Source organism: Herbinix hemicellulosilytica (assembly GCF_002904165.1).
GTDB lineage: Bacteria > Bacillota > Clostridia > Lachnospirales > Lachnospiraceae > Mobilitalea > Mobilitalea hemicellulosilytica.
In genome coordinates, this window is the sequence record NZ_CVTD020000015.1 from 309,682 (window position 1) to 328,040 (window position 18,359).

Annotated in this window: 14 protein-coding genes and 1 tRNA gene; 2 read left to right on the plus strand and 13 right to left on the minus strand. The window is 38.5% G+C overall.

Going from position 1 to position 18,359, the window contains the following annotated elements; translation table 11 throughout:
- Positions 1–19 precede the first annotated feature (19 nt).
- The 11 genes from HHT355_RS06470 to HHT355_RS06520 form a co-directional block, all read right to left on the minus strand.
- Positions 20–1,879 (minus strand): polysaccharide biosynthesis protein, encoded by a 1,860-nt coding sequence (locus HHT355_RS06470; protein WP_103202608.1) that lies wholly within the window; start codon positions 1,877–1,879, stop codon positions 20–22.
- A gap of 9 nt (positions 1,880–1,888) precedes the next feature.
- Positions 1,889–2,125, minus strand: coding sequence for a hypothetical protein (locus HHT355_RS06475; RefSeq protein ID WP_103202609.1), 237 nt, complete (start codon positions 2,123–2,125; stop codon positions 1,889–1,891).
- Positions 2,126–2,363: 238 nt separating this feature from the next.
- Positions 2,364–3,113: a CpsB/CapC family capsule biosynthesis tyrosine phosphatase gene (locus HHT355_RS06480; RefSeq protein WP_103202610.1), complete on the minus strand. Its 750-nt coding sequence runs from the start codon at positions 3,111–3,113 to the stop codon at positions 2,364–2,366.
- Between the two features lie 156 nt (positions 3,114–3,269).
- Complete coding sequence (gene rfbB, locus HHT355_RS06485; protein WP_103202611.1) at positions 3,270–4,298, minus strand: dTDP-glucose 4,6-dehydratase; 1,029 nt, start codon at positions 4,296–4,298, stop codon at positions 3,270–3,272.
- A 241-nt stretch (positions 4,299–4,539) separates the two neighbouring features.
- Entirely contained in the window at positions 4,540–5,091 is a 552-nt protein-coding gene (rfbC, locus tag HHT355_RS06490) for a dTDP-4-dehydrorhamnose 3,5-epimerase (RefSeq protein ID WP_103202612.1), read from the minus strand.
- Between the two features lie 39 nt (positions 5,092–5,130).
- The gene (gene rfbA, locus HHT355_RS06495; protein ID WP_103202613.1) at positions 5,131–6,009 is read right to left on the minus strand and encodes a glucose-1-phosphate thymidylyltransferase RfbA; all 879 of its coding nucleotides are present in this window, start codon (positions 6,007–6,009) and stop codon (positions 5,131–5,133) included.
- Between the two features lie 94 nt (positions 6,010–6,103).
- Positions 6,104–6,871, minus strand: a complete 768-nt coding sequence (locus tag HHT355_RS06500) for an NADPH-dependent oxidoreductase (RefSeq protein WP_103202614.1) — start codon at positions 6,869–6,871, stop codon at positions 6,104–6,106.
- A gap of 107 nt (positions 6,872–6,978) precedes the next feature.
- The gene (locus HHT355_RS06505) at positions 6,979–8,778 is read right to left on the minus strand and encodes a sensor histidine kinase (RefSeq protein WP_103202615.1); all 1,800 of its coding nucleotides are present in this window, start codon (positions 8,776–8,778) and stop codon (positions 6,979–6,981) included.
- The gene (locus HHT355_RS06510) at positions 8,753–9,454 is read right to left on the minus strand and encodes a response regulator transcription factor (RefSeq protein WP_103202616.1); all 702 of its coding nucleotides are present in this window, start codon (positions 9,452–9,454) and stop codon (positions 8,753–8,755) included. Before HHT355_RS06510 ends, HHT355_RS06505 begins: the two co-directional genes overlap by 26 nt.
- Positions 9,455–9,631: 177 nt before the next feature.
- Positions 9,632–10,183, minus strand: a complete 552-nt coding sequence (locus HHT355_RS06515; protein ID WP_242967566.1) for a transposase — start codon at positions 10,181–10,183, stop codon at positions 9,632–9,634.
- A 272-nt stretch (positions 10,184–10,455) separates the two neighbouring features.
- Entirely contained in the window at positions 10,456–11,139 is a 684-nt protein-coding gene (locus HHT355_RS06520) for a phosphoribosylaminoimidazolesuccinocarboxamide synthase (RefSeq protein ID WP_103202617.1), read from the minus strand.
- A 238-nt stretch (positions 11,140–11,377) separates the two neighbouring features.
- On the opposite strand from HHT355_RS06520, the gene HHT355_RS06525 reads away from it, so the two are divergent.
- Together HHT355_RS06525 and HHT355_RS06530 are read left to right on the plus strand one after the other, a co-directional pair.
- Positions 11,378–12,523, plus strand: a complete 1,146-nt coding sequence (locus tag HHT355_RS06525; RefSeq protein ID WP_103202618.1) for an MGDG synthase family glycosyltransferase — start codon at positions 11,378–11,380, stop codon at positions 12,521–12,523.
- The gene (locus HHT355_RS06530) at positions 12,520–13,143 is read left to right on the plus strand and encodes a glycerol-3-phosphate acyltransferase (RefSeq protein WP_103202619.1); all 624 of its coding nucleotides are present in this window, start codon (positions 12,520–12,522) and stop codon (positions 13,141–13,143) included. Before HHT355_RS06525 ends, HHT355_RS06530 begins: the two co-directional genes overlap by 4 nt.
- A gap of 150 nt (positions 13,144–13,293) precedes the next feature.
- Here the strand turns inward: HHT355_RS06530 and HHT355_RS06535 are convergent.
- Both HHT355_RS06535 and HHT355_RS06540 read right to left on the minus strand, forming a co-directional pair.
- Positions 13,294–13,365, minus strand: a tRNA-Glu gene (locus tag HHT355_RS06535).
- Between the two features lie 280 nt (positions 13,366–13,645).
- Positions 13,646–18,349, minus strand: coding sequence for a PolC-type DNA polymerase III (locus HHT355_RS06540; RefSeq protein ID WP_103202620.1), 4,704 nt, complete (start codon positions 18,347–18,349; stop codon positions 13,646–13,648).
- Positions 18,350–18,359: the final 10 nt, after the last annotated feature.

The window sequence follows — 18,359 nt, forward strand, 5'->3', positions numbered from 1 at the left end:
AAAATCAAATATACAACTTCTACTTTTTATCATATTTATACGTCGGCACAATCTCTTTTACTTTCTTCCTTATAACATCCGGCTCCATAAAATTGATTTCTTTTAATTCTTCAAGCTGCCTTAAGAATTTCTCTTCGTCTATATCTATGGGTTTTCCTATAAATATAAGATTATTCGCTGTCGACTGCAAGCCTTCTTCGTCCATCAGAAGTTCTTCATACAGCTTCTCACCGGGACGAAGTCCAGTAAATTCTATCATTATATCCTCATAAGGCTTAAATCCTGATAACCTTATCAAATTTTCTGCAAGAGCAAGTATCCTTACCGGCTCGCCCATATCAAGCACAAATATTTCCCCGCCCTTGGCAAAAGCACCTGCCTGAAGAACTAAGGATACGGCTTCCGGTATGGTCATAAAATATCTGATTATATCAGGATGGGTTACTGTTACGGGGCCACCTTCTTTTATCTGCTTTTTAAACAGCGGAATTACGCTTCCGTTTGAGCCCAGTACGTTTCCGAATCTTACAGCAACGAACTCGGTCTTGGATCTCTTGTTATATGTTTGTATTATCATTTCACAGATTCGTTTGGATGCCCCCATTATGTTAGTCGGATTTACGGCTTTATCTGTAGAAATAAGTACAAATCTCTCAGTTCCGTAAAGGTCCGCTGCCTGAACAACATTAAGAGTACCCAGTACATTATTTTTTATGGCTTCACCCGGGCTGTCTTCCATCAAAGGCACATGTTTATGGGCAGCCGCATGAAATACTATCTGCGGCTTGTATGTTTTGAATATGTAATTCATTCTTGTAGCACTTCTTACGGAAGCTATTAATACAACCAAATCCAGTTCAGGATGGTGAGCCTTCAATTCCTGCTGTATTTCATAGGCATTGTTCTCATAGATGTCAACTATTATAAGCTGTTTCGGCTTATGAGATGCCAACTGCCTGCAAAGCTCGCTTCCTATGGATCCGCCTCCTCCGGTTACCAGTATAACCTTATCCTTGACATAATCCATTATTGAATCCAAATCAACTTTGATGCTGTCCCTGCCAAGCAAATCCTCCACTTCAACGTCCCTTAACTGGCTTACGCTTACTTCACCGTTCATAAGTTGATACATACCGGGTAAGATTTTTAAGGAACAACTGGTCTGCTGGCATATCTCCACTATTTCGCGGATTGTTCTCTTTGAAACCGACGGCATGGCTATAATTATTTCATCTATATGATACAAATTTGCCGTTTCAACTATATCGTTTCTGGTTCCTACTACTTTTACGCCCTGGATGTAAGTACCCTGTTTTGACGGTTCATCGTCTATTATACATTTAACATCGGTATTATGGATATGGTCACTGGTCCGTATCTCTCTTATTATAGCATTGGCAGCATTTCCACCGCCTATTATCATTACATTTTTCACTGCGTTACTGTTTTTTACTAATCGCTTTAAATATCTGAAAAAACGGTATGCAAATCGGTTACCTAAAGTAAGAAAAAATAACACACCGCCGTACAGAAAATGATAGCTTCTTGGAACCGGAAGGCCCATTATTTGTAAACCTGCAAATTGCATGAGTGTCGACATCACACATGCGGCAGTTACATTCTGCATCTCCACTATTCCGGCAAACTGCCATATACTGTGATAGAGCCTAAGTATGTAAAAAATTATCAAAGTGCATATCATATTAATAGGTAGATAACGCCACAGTGATTCTACAAATCGCGTATCTACCTTCGAAAATGCCAAATCAAAACGAAGCAGTAATCCCAATGCACTTGATGCAATGATTACTGCCATGTCACATAATATTAAACTCAATCTTCTTACAGCCAGTTTACTATCTATTATTTTTCTCGCCATCGTATTTTCCTACTTTTTCATTTCTTGTTCGGTATAATAATTGTCCATGTTATCTTTTATCAATTTCATTCTTTCGATAAATTTTTCTTTATATTTTAAGCGTTCCGCCATACTCATTTCTATGTAATCGACATAATCCAGATCACTTTTATATAATCTGGCACCACAATGGAAGCAAGTTGCATCAGGTTTTCTTGATACAATCCTGTAATTAAAACACTTTGGACATATAAAGATTCTTAGCATATAAATACTCCCTCCCTTTCTGTGGGTAGTATTTATTATACTATTTAATTATTAGTATGTAAACCCATATGTTTAATTTTATAATATTTTACCAATTTAGGATGTATTCCCGATAAAAATATTTACTCTACTGTTAACCCTAACATTTCGTAGTATCCGTTTTATCAGCAAAACTTTTCTGGTACTCAAGTTTTCTTAAGCCTCTTTTTTGATAGTCGTTTTACTCTGAGGCTTTCTATTATATGTAATTATTCTCAAGTATTTTAAAAGGGTTTTCATATAGTATTTCTGATAAATTAATATCGCATTTTTTAATCATATACCTTACGGCTGTTTCCATAATAGGAGGCCTTATATTGCAGTCGTGGCAGTCGCTTCCCAGAAAATGTACCAGTCCGCTGCTAATAAGTTTTCGTAGATAGACTGCCTTGGAATTTAATATATTTCCTACAATACCGGAAGCATTCACCTGTATATAACAACCTGCCTTTATAAGTTCCTTGATTAAGTCTGTTCTTTTATGTAGGCAAATATATCGTTCGGCATGAGCAAGGACAGGCCAGTACCCGTTATTGATTAATTTTGTCACCGCATTATATATAGTATTATAGCTTTCACTAATTGAAAATTCCACTAGTACATACCTGCTCCCCGCTAAGGTAAGAGCCTTTCCCCGCTTTAAGTCTTCAATAACAGACTCACTGTAAAATATTTCGTTGCCAAGAAGTATTCTCATGTCCTTATTTATATCGTAAGCCTCTTTTTGAACCCGCAACCTTAATTTTTCAAGATAATCCGGCTCAGGATTATTTCTTCCGCATACATAATGAGGTGTCGCAATAATAGTAGTAATATTTTCCGATGCCGCTAATTTAAGCATATTTACCGTTTCGGTTAAATCTGTTGCCCCATCATCTACTTCGGGAAGTATGTGAGCATGTATGTCAAAATAGTTTTTAAACTCAATATAGCTGTCATCGTTTGCCATTTAAACCCCCTCATTTTGTACTGAAAATTATTCATTGTACCGGCTAGCTCAGTGACAATTATTCTTTTCGAAAATCGAATCCCCCTATAGATGAAGTACAGAAAAAACATTTGCCGTTATTGCCCTAAAGTTTAGCATGATGTTTAGGAATTAAAATTAATGAGAAATACGGTTACCGTACATTTTTTTATAATAATCCTGATATTCACCGCTTATAATATTCTCCCACCACTTTCTGTTATCAAGGTACCATCTGATTGTAAGTTTTATACCTTCATCAAACAGGGTGGTAGGTTCCCAACCAAGTTCTTTTCTGATCTTTGAAGGATCAATGGCATATCTTTTATCATGTCCCGGCCTGTCTGCGACAAACTTTATAAGATCTTCGCTTTTTCCAAGTTCCCTTAATATGGTCTTTACTACCTCAAGATTTGTCTTTTCGTTATGTCCTCCGATATTATATATCTCTCCTGCTTTCCCTTTTCTGATTATCATATCAATGGCCCTGCAGTGATCGATAACATAAAGCCAGTCTCTTACATTTTCACCTTTACCGTATACGGGAAGGGGTTTGTCGTTGAGGGCATTAGCTATCATCAGAGGAATTAACTTTTCTGGAAATTGGTATGGGCCGTAATTATTGGAACATCTGGATACAGTCACCGGAAGTCCGTATGTTCTATGATATGCTAGTACTAATAGATCAGCCGAGGCTTTGGATGCGGAATACGGGCTTGAAGCATGTATGGGCGTTTCTTCCGTAAACATCAAGTCCGGCCTGTCAAGGGGAAGATCCCCATATACCTCATCCGTAGAAACCTGGTGAAACCTTTCTATTCCGTATATTCTGCAGGCATCTAAAAGTACGCCCGTTCCGATAATATTTGTCTGCAAAAATACACCGGGATCGCTTATGGACCTGTCGACATGGCTTTCAGCCGCAAAATTTACAACCACATCGGGCTTTTCTTCTTCAAACAGCTTGTAGATAAAACTTCTATCCGCTATGTCGCCTTTGATGAACTTAAAATTTTCCTTATTCATCACAGGCTCCAGTGTTTCAAGATTTCCTGCATATGTAAGCTTGTCCAGGCAAATAATATAATCCTTAGGATGATTTTCTATCATATAATGAATAAAGTTCCCACCGATAAATCCGGCACCGCCGGTTATAAGCATTTTCATACGGATTACCACCTTTATTTCAAAAGTTATCGTTTTTTTAATAATATCATATAAATGCTTAACAATGATAGATAAATTTTATATATCGGTTTAATGATATAAGTTCATGTAAAACCTGTAAAAACGGAACCGATCTCCTGTCAGATTTAGAAAATCAAAAAGCGCTATGAGTTATTATATCTGACAAGAGATGGTCCCTTTTTAATTTATCATATGTTTTAGAAATTCAAATTTTGATTTATTAATAGTAGAAATCTATGTCACTGTCCTTAAGGTAAGGGGCGTTTCTGTCTTTATCCGACAGTATGGGATTATCAATACCCCAGTCTATATTTAAATCCGGGTCATCCCAGCGTATGCTTCTGTCCGCTTCCCTGTTATAATAGTTGTCAAGTTTATATACAATTTCCACCTTGTCTGTCAATGTAAGAAACCCATGCAAAAATCCTCTGGGTATAAGAAGCTGTCTAAAATTATCTTCGGTCAATTCCACTGCTTCCCATTTCATATAGGTGGGGGAACCTTTTCTCATGTCCACTGCCACATCCAAAACCGCCCCCCGTATGCAACGGACAAGTTTAGCCTGTGCGGCGTCACCTAGTTGAAAATGCAGTCCTCTTAATATCCCTTTATGGGCAGAATAAGAATGATTATCCTGTACAAAGTTATAATATAAGCCTGCCTCTTCTAAAGTCTTTTTGGACCAGCTTTCCATGGTCCAGCCCCTGTTGTCGCCATGTACAATAGGTTCCAAAATATACAAATCTTTTACTTTAGTTTCTCTTATGTTCATAGTCTAAGCTCTCCTAATTGTCGCATTTTTCAAGTTGTCCTAATAAAGTATTTTACCTTCTGCCACCTTCATCAGATGGATTCCGTAATTGGATTTTCCGTATGTTTTTGCCGCCTCCAAAAGTTTTTCCCTTGTAATCCAACCGTTTATATATGCAATTTCTTCAAGGGCGGCTATCTGGATGCCCTGCCTGGTTTCTATTACCCTGACAAATTCGGATGCATCGCTTAAAGAATCTATAGTCCCCGCATCCAACCAGGCATAGCCCCTTCCTAAAGTGACAACATTTAATGAGCCGTCCTCAAGATACATTCTGTTAAGGTCTGTTATCTCAAGTTCTCCCCTTTTAGACGGTTTAACCTTCTTTGCAAACTCACAGACCCGGTTATCGTAAAAATACAGGCCCGTAACACAATAGTTTGATTTCGGATTTGCCGGCTTTTCCTCTATGGATATAGCTTTTCCGTTTTCATCAAATTCTATTATGCCAAATCTTTCGGGATCATCGACATAATAACCGAATATGGTTGCCCCATATGTTCTTTCTGCGGCTTCCCTAAGATGCTTTTTAAGCCCGCTGCCATGGAAGATATTATCTCCCAGAATCATGGCGCAAGCATCTCCGTCTATAAATTTTTCACCTATTATAAAAGCCTGTGCCAGTCCGTCAGGCGAAGGCTGCACTGCATAACTAAGATTAATACCGTAGTTTGAACCGTCACCCAGCAGCCTTTCGAAATTTGGAAGGTCTGTAGGTGTCGAAATAATCAAAATATCCCGTATACCTGCCAGCATAAGGGTAGAAAGAGGATAATAAATCATAGGCTTATCATAAACAGGCAAAAGCTGCTTGGATGTCACCATCGTAAGGGGATATAGTCTGGTGCCGGATCCCCCGGCCAGTATAATTCCTTTCATAAAATATAATATCTCCTTTAAAATTACTCTCTTGTGGCTAATTTACTGTTTTTATATTAATTTTAGTTAAATGATGGTTTATCAAGTTAGATTATCATTTTTGGTCCGCCTTATCAAGCATCAGATCAAAACCTTGGTTTACAATAACATTCATTATTCTTTGCCTTATAGGATTAATATTTTTTAGCTTGGTTACAACCTGATTGCTGAAGCTGTCCACCCTTTGGTTGGACTGCCTCAAATCATAATATGTCTGCATGATTTCGTCATATTCTTTAATCATATCAAGATAACTGTCAAAACATTTGTATTTGTTCTCAAACATTCTCAATTCCATGTCCATCCTGGGTTTAAGCTGCGGGTTTTGATTCGGGTATCCAAATCCCAGTCCCAGGGCAGGAAAAGTCAGTTTCGGAAGGTCAAGAAGCTTTATAACCCTATCCGCATCATTTAATATGCTTCCGAAATAAACGGTCCCAAGCCCAATGCTTTCGGCGGCATTTACCACATTCTGAGCCATCAGGACAGCATCGGTAAAGGCCTGGAAAAACCGGTCCATATCCCTTATGCTTTCCTCATGGCAGTCTTTTTCCTTTGCGATTTGGCCGTTACGGTACTGATCCACAATAAATATCCAAAGTTCAGGCATCCTGGCCACATATTCCTGTTTGCAGATATCGGCAAGCTCGTCTTTTATGGCCTGGTCTGTTATCCTGATTATAGAACAAGCCTGAAGCCCGTTGGATGTAGCCGTACGGCATGCCACCTGAATTAATTGCTTTATAATTTCTTCAGGTACAGGTCTATTTTCATACTCTCGTATAGTCCGATGTTCCAATTGAGTTCTTATGGTATCATTCATATCTAGTCCTCCTTCAAGGAATTATTATACCACATAATGTTAATGGTGTCAGGCACTGTAAATAAATTGTTAACAGAAGTTAACATTTTATTCACAGTGCCTGACACCTATCTCGAAATCGGAAATCCCATTTTCACTTTAAACTGGTCACCGTCTATTTCTACTTTGAAAGTCCCACCGCATGCCTGAGTAAAACTTTCAGCTATAGATAAACCAAGTCCGCTGCCTTCGGTTGATCTTGACTTATCACCTCTGTTGAATCTTTGAAGAATCTCCTCAGCGGTAAAATCCATATCATATGATGCCGTATTTTTTACGGTTACATTTACATAATTATTGGCGGTTTCCATATCAATAAATACTCTGGTTCCCGAAAGCGAATATTTTAATGCATTACCGATGATATTTTGAAATACCCTGTAAAGTTTCTTACCGTCCGAGTAAATGTATACCGGATTTTCCGTAAGATTTGTCTTAATCCGCAAATTTGTCTTTTTTATATCATCTTCCATATCAGCCAAAGTCTGTTCTATAAGCTTTTTTAAATCCAAATTTTCAAGATTTAACGGAAGGTTGCCGCTGGTACTTTTTGCAAGTTCAAAGAGGTCCGATACAATATTTTTTAACCTTTCGGATTTTTCGGCCAGTATTTTTACATAATCCCTGGCAGTTTCCGGCAGGTCTTCCTTGGACAAGAGTTCCACATAACTTATTATAGAAGTAAGGGGCGTTTTAAGATCATGTGAAACATTTGTTATCAAATCGACTTTCATTTTTTCGGATTTCATCATTTCTTTATAACTTTCCTGAAATCCCAGATTGATCTCTTCAAAAGTCTTTTTGTTCTCGTTAAAGTACCAATATATAATTAAACCTTCTAAAAAAATTGCAAATATCCCGAAAAATGGATTAATAAACATTGAAATAAAGAAAATGAAAACCATAAATCCGCTGGATACTGTGAAAATTACCTGCCTGCGGTTTAAGGACTTTGTAAGCGGATAATGTTCAAATCTGCTGTCGTTAAAAAAGCTTCTTACAAAGTTACTGATACCGGATAATATGGCAAAAATTAAAGTATGTTTAATAAGTTTCCCCGCTTTTAATTTTCTTACAAGGCTAAGAAGAAACATCACGCAGATACTTGCTGCAATAGCGGTAATAATTCCGATGGCAATCATCGAAATTGTTTGATCAGCGGTAAGGTTACTGTTTTGATAGTTATTATCCATTAATGTGTTGCCACATATATAAAACCATATAAATAGAGTAAACAGTATTCCCCCTGCTTGAATATCACTATAAATCCTGTCAGTATAAGGTGACAGATGGACCTTGTCATCTTCCGCTTTCCTGCCCGCAACAACAATCAAATATCCCAGGCATATAAGGGCAGCTATAACCGATTGTAAAAACGATACCGTTATCGGGATCAGCTCTGATCTTATATCGTTCCATACCGCTTGCCTTTTTTGAATATAATCATCCGGAAATGCCAGATATAAAGTATATTCTTTTGATTTATCCTGGACAGTTTTAAATTCCTTATACAACCAGGGCTGAATCAAAACTTCATATTTATATTTAAGTTTTTGAAGTTCATCCAATGAAATATTATTGTAGGTGTTAACTTCGTCGGTAAAAAAGTAATAATAATGAAATTCCTTGTCCGGCTTAATACTGGTAGCCAAATAGTCGTGCATTTCATCAATAATCGGTGTAAGCTCATCATTTAAAAATTCTTTACTTTTCGTATATTCCTCCTCAAATAAAGGTTCCAAATCATAATTACGGTAATAGATATAAACCACATGCAATACGATAGCTGTTATAAATACTACCGCCAGTAAAAAAGCCGTGGCTTTTAAACCTTTGCTTCTGTTAAACTTTCTCAATCTTGTAACCAATTCCCCACACCACCTTTAGATATTTCGGTTCCTTCGGATTAATTTCGATTTTTTCTCGAATCCGCCTGATATGGACCATTACCGTATTTTCAACCGAATACGCAGGCTCCTGCCATACCTTTTCATAGATTTGCTCGGCAGAGAAAACCCGGCCGGCATTTTTCATAAGAAACTCCAGGATTTTAAATTCCTTTGCCGTTAACTTAACCGGTTCTCCGTCCACCGTAAATTCCGCCTTTTCCACATCCATGCAAAGACCACCAACAACAATTTTTGATGTTCCGTTTGCACTGTCTTTTGCCCCAAGGTGCAGGTACCTTCTTAGCTGACTTTTTACCCTGGCAACAAGCTCCTGCGGATTGAAGGGTTTTGTAACATAATCATCCGCGCCCATAGAAAGCCCCAAAATCTTATCGGAGTCTTCGGATTTTGCAGACAGTAAAATAATCGGAATATTTTTGCCGTCTCTTACCTTCATCATAGTAGACAAACCGTCAAGCTTTGGCATCATAATATCAAGAATAATAAGCTGCACATCATTGGATACAAGTGCATCCAAAGCCTCCATACCGTTGTAGGCTTTAATTACCTCATAACCTTCCATAACCAACAACTTTTCTATTGCCCCGGCTATGGTTTTGTCATCATCAACAACTAAAATTCTTGCTGTTTCCATATCAGGCTTACCTCCTATCATCACCGTCGTATTTATTGTAACGGTGGTTTCTTAAATACAAACAGATAAAAATCTTAAAGATTTCTTAAGAGTGTCAGGCACCGTAAACAAACTGTAAACAAAATATTACCAACAACCTCCTCTGTATTCATAATTTATTAACAGTACCTGACACCTTCAGACACCTTCCACATATTCTCTATACAGGTCCCTGCTGCCGTTTTGGAACAAACATAAAATAGCATTCTCATCTACCAAATCATTCTTATACAAGCCCATAAAAACCCCGTAGCTGCTCCAAGGATATTGAATTGGTTTTTCTACAATACCTGCCTTTACCGGATTTAGATGTATGTATTTACTGGTCTGTAAAAGATATGATTCGGTATCAATTAATTCCGAATAATATCTGCCCTGAAAAAGATGACCGGTAAGATCATATTTCTCATTGAAATACATTGAATACATCCAATGAATACCCTTCATGATCTTCCATATCTCACTGTCAATAGTTGCTATCTGCAAATGAACATGATTTCCCATCAAACAATAGCTGTATAATTTAAACGGATATTTTTCATTTACTTTCTTTAAGAATTTCATATAGACCTTATAATCTTCTATTTGCCTGAATATATCTTCTTTGCGATTGCCTCTGGCAACCACATGGTATACAGCACCAGGATACCATATTCTTGGTTGACGTGCTATAGGCTTTCCTCCCTTCATCTATTCTAAATTATTTGATGCAAGTAATCACCGATAAAATTTAAAATTTAGCGGCATGGGAAATTTTTTGGAACATAAAAATAAATAGAAATGATTAAAGAATATTAGAAACGGTACTTGTTATATTCTAACATGATTTACAAATAAAGTATATTGGGCAATATCATAATTTTTTGAATGAGGTATTGTAAAAGGTGTCAGGTACTGTAAATAAATTGTAAACAAGACATCTTGTCTTGTTCATTATTTATTAACAGTACCTGACACCCAGGTTAATTCACCAAAAGTTTCTCAAGCTCAAGGGGTTCTATGTATTTTCCGTCTTTATATGCTCTCATATTTCCGCCGGATATTTCATCTATTAATGCTATATGCTTGTCTTCACCGATACGGCCAAATTCCAGTTTGATATCATAAAGTTCAATGCCTTTTTTTGCCAGCTCATCTTTTATTATGTTTGATATTTTTATAGTAAGGTCTTTAAGTATTTTATATTCCTCTCTTGTAAGAATTCCAAGCATATGCAGAGCATCTTCGCTTATAGGAGGATCCTGTCTGGCATCATCTTTTAATGTTACCTCAACAAATGAATCAAGCGGCTGGCCTTCTTTTGCATACATTCCGTAACGGCGAATGAAGCTTCCTACTGCTCTGAACCTGCATATAACTTCAAGGCCGTTTCCGAATAAAGTAGCCGGCTTTACCTTCATGGTCGCCTCTTCTATATTGCAATCAATATAATGTGTAGGTATTCCTTCGTCCCTAAGCTTTTCAAAAAACATCTTTGTAAGCTTTAACCCTGCCTTGCCGGCTCCTTCTACCGTTAATCCTACAGTATTGGCACCGGGATCAAATACCCCATTTTCACCGGTCATATCATCTTTAAATTTGAGCAAATAATTTCCGTCTTCCAATTGGTATACATCTTTGGTTTTTCCCTGATAGATGAGTTTCATACGATATCCCTCTTTCCCTGTAATCAGCAAATACTTTAATTGCTTTAGATATGGTTAAATTATATTATTTATAAACTGTTGTCAATACTGCCATACCCATTTTTTTCTTATCATTGTTATTAATAAAACTGATAAATGATTTGATACAAGTTACAAAATGTTCAAATTTTATTCATAATTTGTTAACAGTGCCTGACACCCAATATTATATCATATAACCAGAAAGGGACGATGTCATATGAAGGTGCTGATTCTCTCCTGTGATACAGGGGGAGGGCATAATTCGGCAGCCATTGCAATATACGAATATCTCAAAAAAGTTAATGTTGAATGTCAAATGCTTGATGCTTTAACCCTAAAAAGCAGGCAAACTTCAAAAAGGGCTGCCTCTGCATATATTAGTGTGATTAATATTCCGTTTCTTTTCGGAATTATATACAGTGCCGGAAGTCTCTTAAGCAATCCAAAAGTAAAGTCGCCGGTTTATTATTTGAACAGAAGCTATCGCAAACAGTTGCAAGATTATATAAATACCAACGGATTTGATACGGTAATCACTACGCACCTTTTTCCTGCCGAAGCCCTTACGGCTTTAAAGAGAGAAAAATCCATAAATGCCAAAACCATAGCAGTAAATACAGACTACACCTGCATTCCTTTCTGGGAAGAAACCGAACTTGATTATTACATCATTCCTCATGAAGATCTCATGGATGAGTTTATACGTCGTGGTATTCCGAAAGAGAAACTCCTCCCTTTCGGTATTCCTGTCAATCCCGATTTTTATGCGAAGCTTCCCAAACAAGAAGCCAGAAGGAAATTTTGTGAAATTTACAATGTTAAATTTGACCCTTCCAAACCTTGGTACATGATAATGTCGGGTAGCATGGGATACGGTAAAGTTCATCAACTGGTAAATGCCATAATTAATATGCACTATACCGGTGTAAATATAGTCGTTATATGCGGAACTAATCAAAAGCTTAAAAGTAAATTAGAAGCTGATTACGGTGATTTTGACAATGTAGCTATCTGTGGCTATTGTAAGAATGTACCTCTTATAATGGATGCCTGTGATGTCTTGTTTACAAAACCGGGAGGTCTAAGCAGCACGGAAGCGGCCGTAAAAAATATACCTATAATTCATACCGCTCCTATTCCCGGCTGCGAAACCAAAAACGCCCGGTTTTTCAATAAAAGGAATATGTCATATTCAAGCAAAAATATTCAAAATCAGTTAATAGCTGCATTAAAAATGTGCGGTGACGATTCATACAGAAACCAAATAATTGAGGCCCAAAGCAGAAATATATCCCGCAATACCTTAGACAAGATTTATATGTTTCTTACTGATCTGAAAAGAAAGGAAGGAATGATAGTTTGATTCAATATCTGCTTTTTACTGTGGCAGGCTTCTTATCCGGAAGTATCCTTTACAGTTATATGATTGCAAAATATTTTTGCCGTATAGATATTACCGAGGTAAGTGACGACAAAAATCCCGGTGCCGCCAATGTCATTAAACATGCGGGAGTAAAATACGGTATCCCTGCCATTATTCTTGATGTGTTGAAGGGATTTATACCTATTTATCTGGCTTCTAAGCATCTGGATATAGAAAGCCTGTATTTTATACCTGTTCTTGCCGCACCTGTTTTAGGGCATGCTACCGCTCCGTTATTTAATTGGCACGGAGGTAAAGCCATAGCATCTTCCTTCGGATGCTTATTGGGGCTTATGCCAAATAGCTATATTGTATTGGTACTTGCTATGCTGCTTTTTTTCTTTACTTTCTTCGTCATTATCCGTCCGAACAGCCTTCGCTGCATCGTATCTTATGCCTTATTTTCAATGTATTGTCTCCGTTACTGTCCTATTCCCGGCATCCGTTACGGTGGTATACTCATTTCAATTATTGTAATAATAAAACATCTCAAAGGTTATGAAAACACAAAAGTTACACTTCAGTTCGGCCCCTGGGAACAGCTTAAAAAGATTATCTAATCGATATGAAATTACATATATAAATTGAAAATGGCTCTGTGTCAAGTAAATCGGTAAGCCCAAAAACTTACCGAAATACCTGGCACAGAGCCTTCTTACATCAAAAGTGCCAAACACCGTAATACTTGCGATGCCTGACACCTTTAAGTACAGCTCGTAGGGGAATCGAACCCCTGTTTCCGCCGTGAGAGGGCGGCGTCTTGACCGCTTGACCAACGAGCCACGGAACAATATTTATATTATACTATTCCGTTATAAAATGCAAGTACTTTTTTTTAATTTTTTAAATTTTTTCGCCAATTAATACAACTGTTCTTGTCATTTTATTCCAATATCTTTCATTTTGCTACATTAGTTGTCGTGAGATATATTGTATAATATGTTCGTTTATTTTAAATTATTTTATCAATATGCAATATACAACCAGATTATGGTGTCTATTACTGTGCAAATTTTTCAAATTGTTTCATCAATTAACACAATCGTACCAGGTACCTGACACTCACTGAAGAAAATCCAGCAGCGACATCTGGTTTGATTGAGGCAGATCATCCAATATTCCCAGCCTTACCATGGTATCTACCAGGGTGGAGCTTACTTTGCAGCGGGTCTTAAATTCGTCTCTTGATAAGAACTTTCCTTGCTTAGCGGCTTCTTCCACCGCATTTGCCGCCGTTTCTCCCATTCCGTCTATGGAATTCAGTGACGGCATCAGCTTATCTCCGACAATCTGGAACTTGGTGGCTTTTGCCTTGTATATATCTATGGGAACAAAGGAAAAGCCTCTTGCATACATTTCCTGAACGATACGCATATCCTTATAGGTATCTTGTTCTTTTTTAGACAGGGTATTAAACCTGCGCTTATAGTCGGCCATAACAGCTTCCAGATGTTCTCTGCCCTGGCACATCAGCTCATAGTTGAATGCCGATGCACGAATCGTAAAATAGGCACAGTAGTAAGCCAGCGGATAATATACTTTAAAGTAGGCTATACGGAATGCCATCATAACATACGCTGCCGCATGGGCCTTAGGGAACATATACTTAATGGTCTTACAGGATTTGATGTACCATTCCGGTATCCCTGCCGCAAGCATAGCCGATTCCATCTCGGGAGTAAGGCCTTTTCCCTTTCTTACGCTTTCCATTATCTTAAAGGAAAGGCTTGGCTCCATTCCGGAATTAATCAGGAAAGTCATGATATCGTCACGGGTACAGATACAGGTGGACAAAGTACAAATTCCGTCTCTGATAAGGTCCTGGGCATTGTTAAGCCATACGTCAGTACCGTGGCTTAAGCCGGAAATACGGACCAAATCCGAAAATGACTTAGGCTTTGCTTCCTTGACCATCTGCATAACAAAATCCGTTCCGAATTCCGGTATGCCAAGGCACCCCAGTTCACATCCGCCGATATCCTCAGGCTTAATCCCCAGAGCACTTGTATCACTAAACAGGGATAAAACTTTTTGGTCATCAAGTTTGATTTTCTTTGCGTCCACTCCCGTCAGGTCTTCCAGCATACGAATCATGGTAGGGTCATCGTGGCCCAGTATATCCAGTTTTAACAGGTTATGATCAATGGAGTGGTAGTCAAAATGGGTGGTAATAGTCTTGGAATTCATATCATTGGCAGGCCGCTGTACCGGTGTAAAGGAATAAATATTTTCCCCGTGGGGTAAAACAACAATTCCTCCCGGATGTTGGCCTGTGGTCCGTCTTACACCGACCAGGCCTTCCAATAACCTCTCTATTTCCACACTCCGTTTATGTATGCCCCGTTCTTCAAAATAATTTTTTACAAAGCCGTAAGCGGTCTTGTCCGCCAGGGTACCTATGGTCCCTGCTCGGAAAGTATGACCTTCGCCGAATATTTCCTCGGTATATTCATGAGCCCTGCTTTGGTATTCACCGGAGAAGTTTAAGTCAATATCAGGCTCTTTATCCCCGTCAAAGCCCAGGAATGTTTCAAATGGAATATCGTGTCCGTCTTTATTAAGCAGGTTTCCGCATACGGGGCAGGTTTTATCCGGCATGTCACATCCTGAACTTCCCGCATACTTTTTAACTTCTTCGGAGTCAAAGTCACTGTAATGGCAATTGCTGCAGTAATAATGAGGCGGCAAGGGGTTAACCTCGGTTATTCCCGCCATGGTAGCAACAAAGGAAGATCCTACAGAGCCGCGGGAACCTACCAGATATCCGTCCTCGTTGGACTTCCAAACCAGTTTCTGAGCAATTATATACATAACCGCAAATCCGTTTGATATAATGGAGTTTAGCTCATGTTCCAGCCTGTCCTTTACGGGCTTTGGAAGTTCTTCTCCGTATATGGCATGGGCTCTTTCGTAACATATCCTTCTTAACTCCTCATCGGAATTGGGAAGTACCGGCGGGCATTTATCCGGCCGAACCGGAGATATTTTTTCTATCATATCGGCTATCAGGTTGGTATTGGTTATGACCACTTCTTCGGCTTTTTCCCTGCCAAGGTAAGAAAACTCATTAAGCATCTCTTCGGTTGTCCTGAAATACAGGGCAGGCTGCGTATCGGCATCCTTGTAACCCTGGCCGGCTAAAAGTATCCTTCTGTATACTTCATCCTCCGGATCTAGAAAATGCACGTCACAAGTTGCCACTACCGGTTTATTATACTCTTCACCTAACTCCACGATTCTTTTATTTATCCTTTTTAAATCTTCTATGGAGTTAATGTTTCTTTCGTCCCCTCTGTCACTTCGGATTAAGAATTCGTTATTGGAAAGAGGCTGTATCTCCAGATAATCGTAGAAATTAACGATTCTTTCGATATACTCATCAGATTCGTTTTCCAAAACTGCCCTAAATACTTCTCCCGCTTCACAGGCAGAACCGACCAAAATTCCTTCCCTGCACTCCATCAAAAGGCTTTTAGGAATCTTGGGTCTTTTATTAAAATATTCTATATGGGACAGTGATACCATCTTATAAAGGTTTACTCGGCCTACATCGTTTCTTGCAAGCAGTATGGCATGATAACTGGGAAGCTTCCTTATGGCTTCAGCAGACATCTTTCCTAGTTTATCTATATCATTTATATTGTCGATGCCTTTTTCCTTTAGCATCTCAATAAATTTAACAAATATCTCGGCTGTTGCTCCCGCATCATCCACCGCCCTGTGGTGATTTTCCAAAGAAACACCCAGTGTCTTTGCCACAATATTCAGTCTGTGTTTGTTTAGGTTAGGAAGCAAAATCCTGGATAAGCCTACGGTATCGATATATGTAAAATCCGATGTAAGCCCTAGGTCCTTGGCATTCTTTATAATAAAGCCCGTATCAAACGAAGCATTATGGGCTACAAGTACACATCCTTTACAAAATTCCAAAAATTCCGGAAGGGCTTGTTCAATCAAAGGAGCATCGGCAACCATACTGTCGTTTATGCCGGTTAACTGCTCAATTTCGTAAGGTATGGGCATATTGGGATTAACAAATGTGCTGTACCTGTCGGTAATTTGGCCCTTTGATACTTTAACCGCACCTATTTCTATGATTTTGTCCTTGTTCTTGCTTAGGCCAGTGGTTTCAATATCAAAAACGACAAAATCATCCTGCGAAAGGCTCTGTCCCCGTCCGTTGGTTACGACCTCCTTAATATCATCCACCAGATAAGCTTCCATACCGTATATTACCTTAAATGCCTTTGCTCTGGCCTGTTCTTCCGGGTCGGAATAATCCTTGGGATTTAAAGCGTGATTTGCTTCAGGGAAAGCCTGTACCACGCCATGATCCGTTATGGCTACAGCCGGATGCCCCCACTCAAAGGCCCGCTTAACCAATTTTTTTACATCCACAACCGCATCCATATCGCTCATCATGGTATGGGCATGAAGTTCCACTCTCTTTTGAGAAGCCCTGTCCATCCGTTTTATTCTGAAATCATCAATCTTTTTGATGCCAACAACGCTGCCTACGGTAATATCCCGTTCAAAAGTATCCGTCATGGCTATGCCTTTAAGCATATAAAAAGATTTTTCCTTAAGATTTGCAAGTATCTCCTCAAGCTGTTCGTTTTTTGCATATATCTTTACTTTTATGGAATCCGTAAAATCGGTCAGGACAAACATAATTAAACATCTGTCGTTTCCGATAGGCCTTGTTTCCAGCTTTCTTATCATGCCTCGGATAACTACTTCGCCTATTTCCCCGATAATATCACTTATAGGTATGATGCTGCCCTCAAAATTTCTGCCGTATATAACCGACGGGTCGGCAGGAAGCTTGCGGTATTTGCTCTTCTTAAAGGTTGAACTGTTATCGGGACTGAAAGTTTCTGCCTTTCCGTTAGCTCCCGTTTTACCGTTGTTGTCATTGCTGCCGTTCCCGCCTGTTTTACCGTCATTGTTACTGCTGTTTTTACCGTTTACATTATCAAAATTATTACCGTTACCGCCTGAGTTTTGGACATAACCAAAATTTTCGGCAGCACTGTAAATATAATTGTCATCAGTTATTATATTGTTGTTATCATTGTCCTTGTCAAAACCGTAATTGGCCGGATCCCACATGTCATTTTCATTGCTTTCAGCCGCATTATTACCGTTTGTTTTATTAAGTTCATCGGCTTTTACAAACTCATAATAAGGATCAACGTATGTCCCGTCATCATCATCGTCGTCCCCGTTTTCCCTTAAGAATGCCGGTAGCCTAATTTTTCTGTTCTCCTCGCTTTTTATGTATTCGAAAGACACTGATATGTCATAACCGAATCTTTTCTTAAATACATCAGTAAAATATACTTTAAGTTTTTCGCATTTATCGACAACAACGCAGTTTTCCCTTAATTTCACAACAATGCGGTTATCCTCGGCTTTTATATCTGCCTGGGTCAAAATATGGTAAGTTAAAATACTTTCTTCTTTCAGCTCCTCCAAGAGGCTGTCAAAATATATAGAAAACAGCTTTTCGAAGCTGTAATTGTCCTCAAGTTCAAAATAAGGTTCTATAAAGGCCTTATTGCCGGTTCTTTTAAAGAGCTGCCGATAAAGCAGCTCTTCCATTTTTCTGATTTCTGCCCTGTGTATAAGCTTGTTGCTTTTTATATGAATACTTATGGTTTTATTTTGTCTTGAAGCAACAGCCTTCACAACCTCAACAGAACTGAATACATCCCATAATTCACTGTCACATTTCAAATTCTCAAAAGCTTCAAAAAACAGCATGGAGCATCCA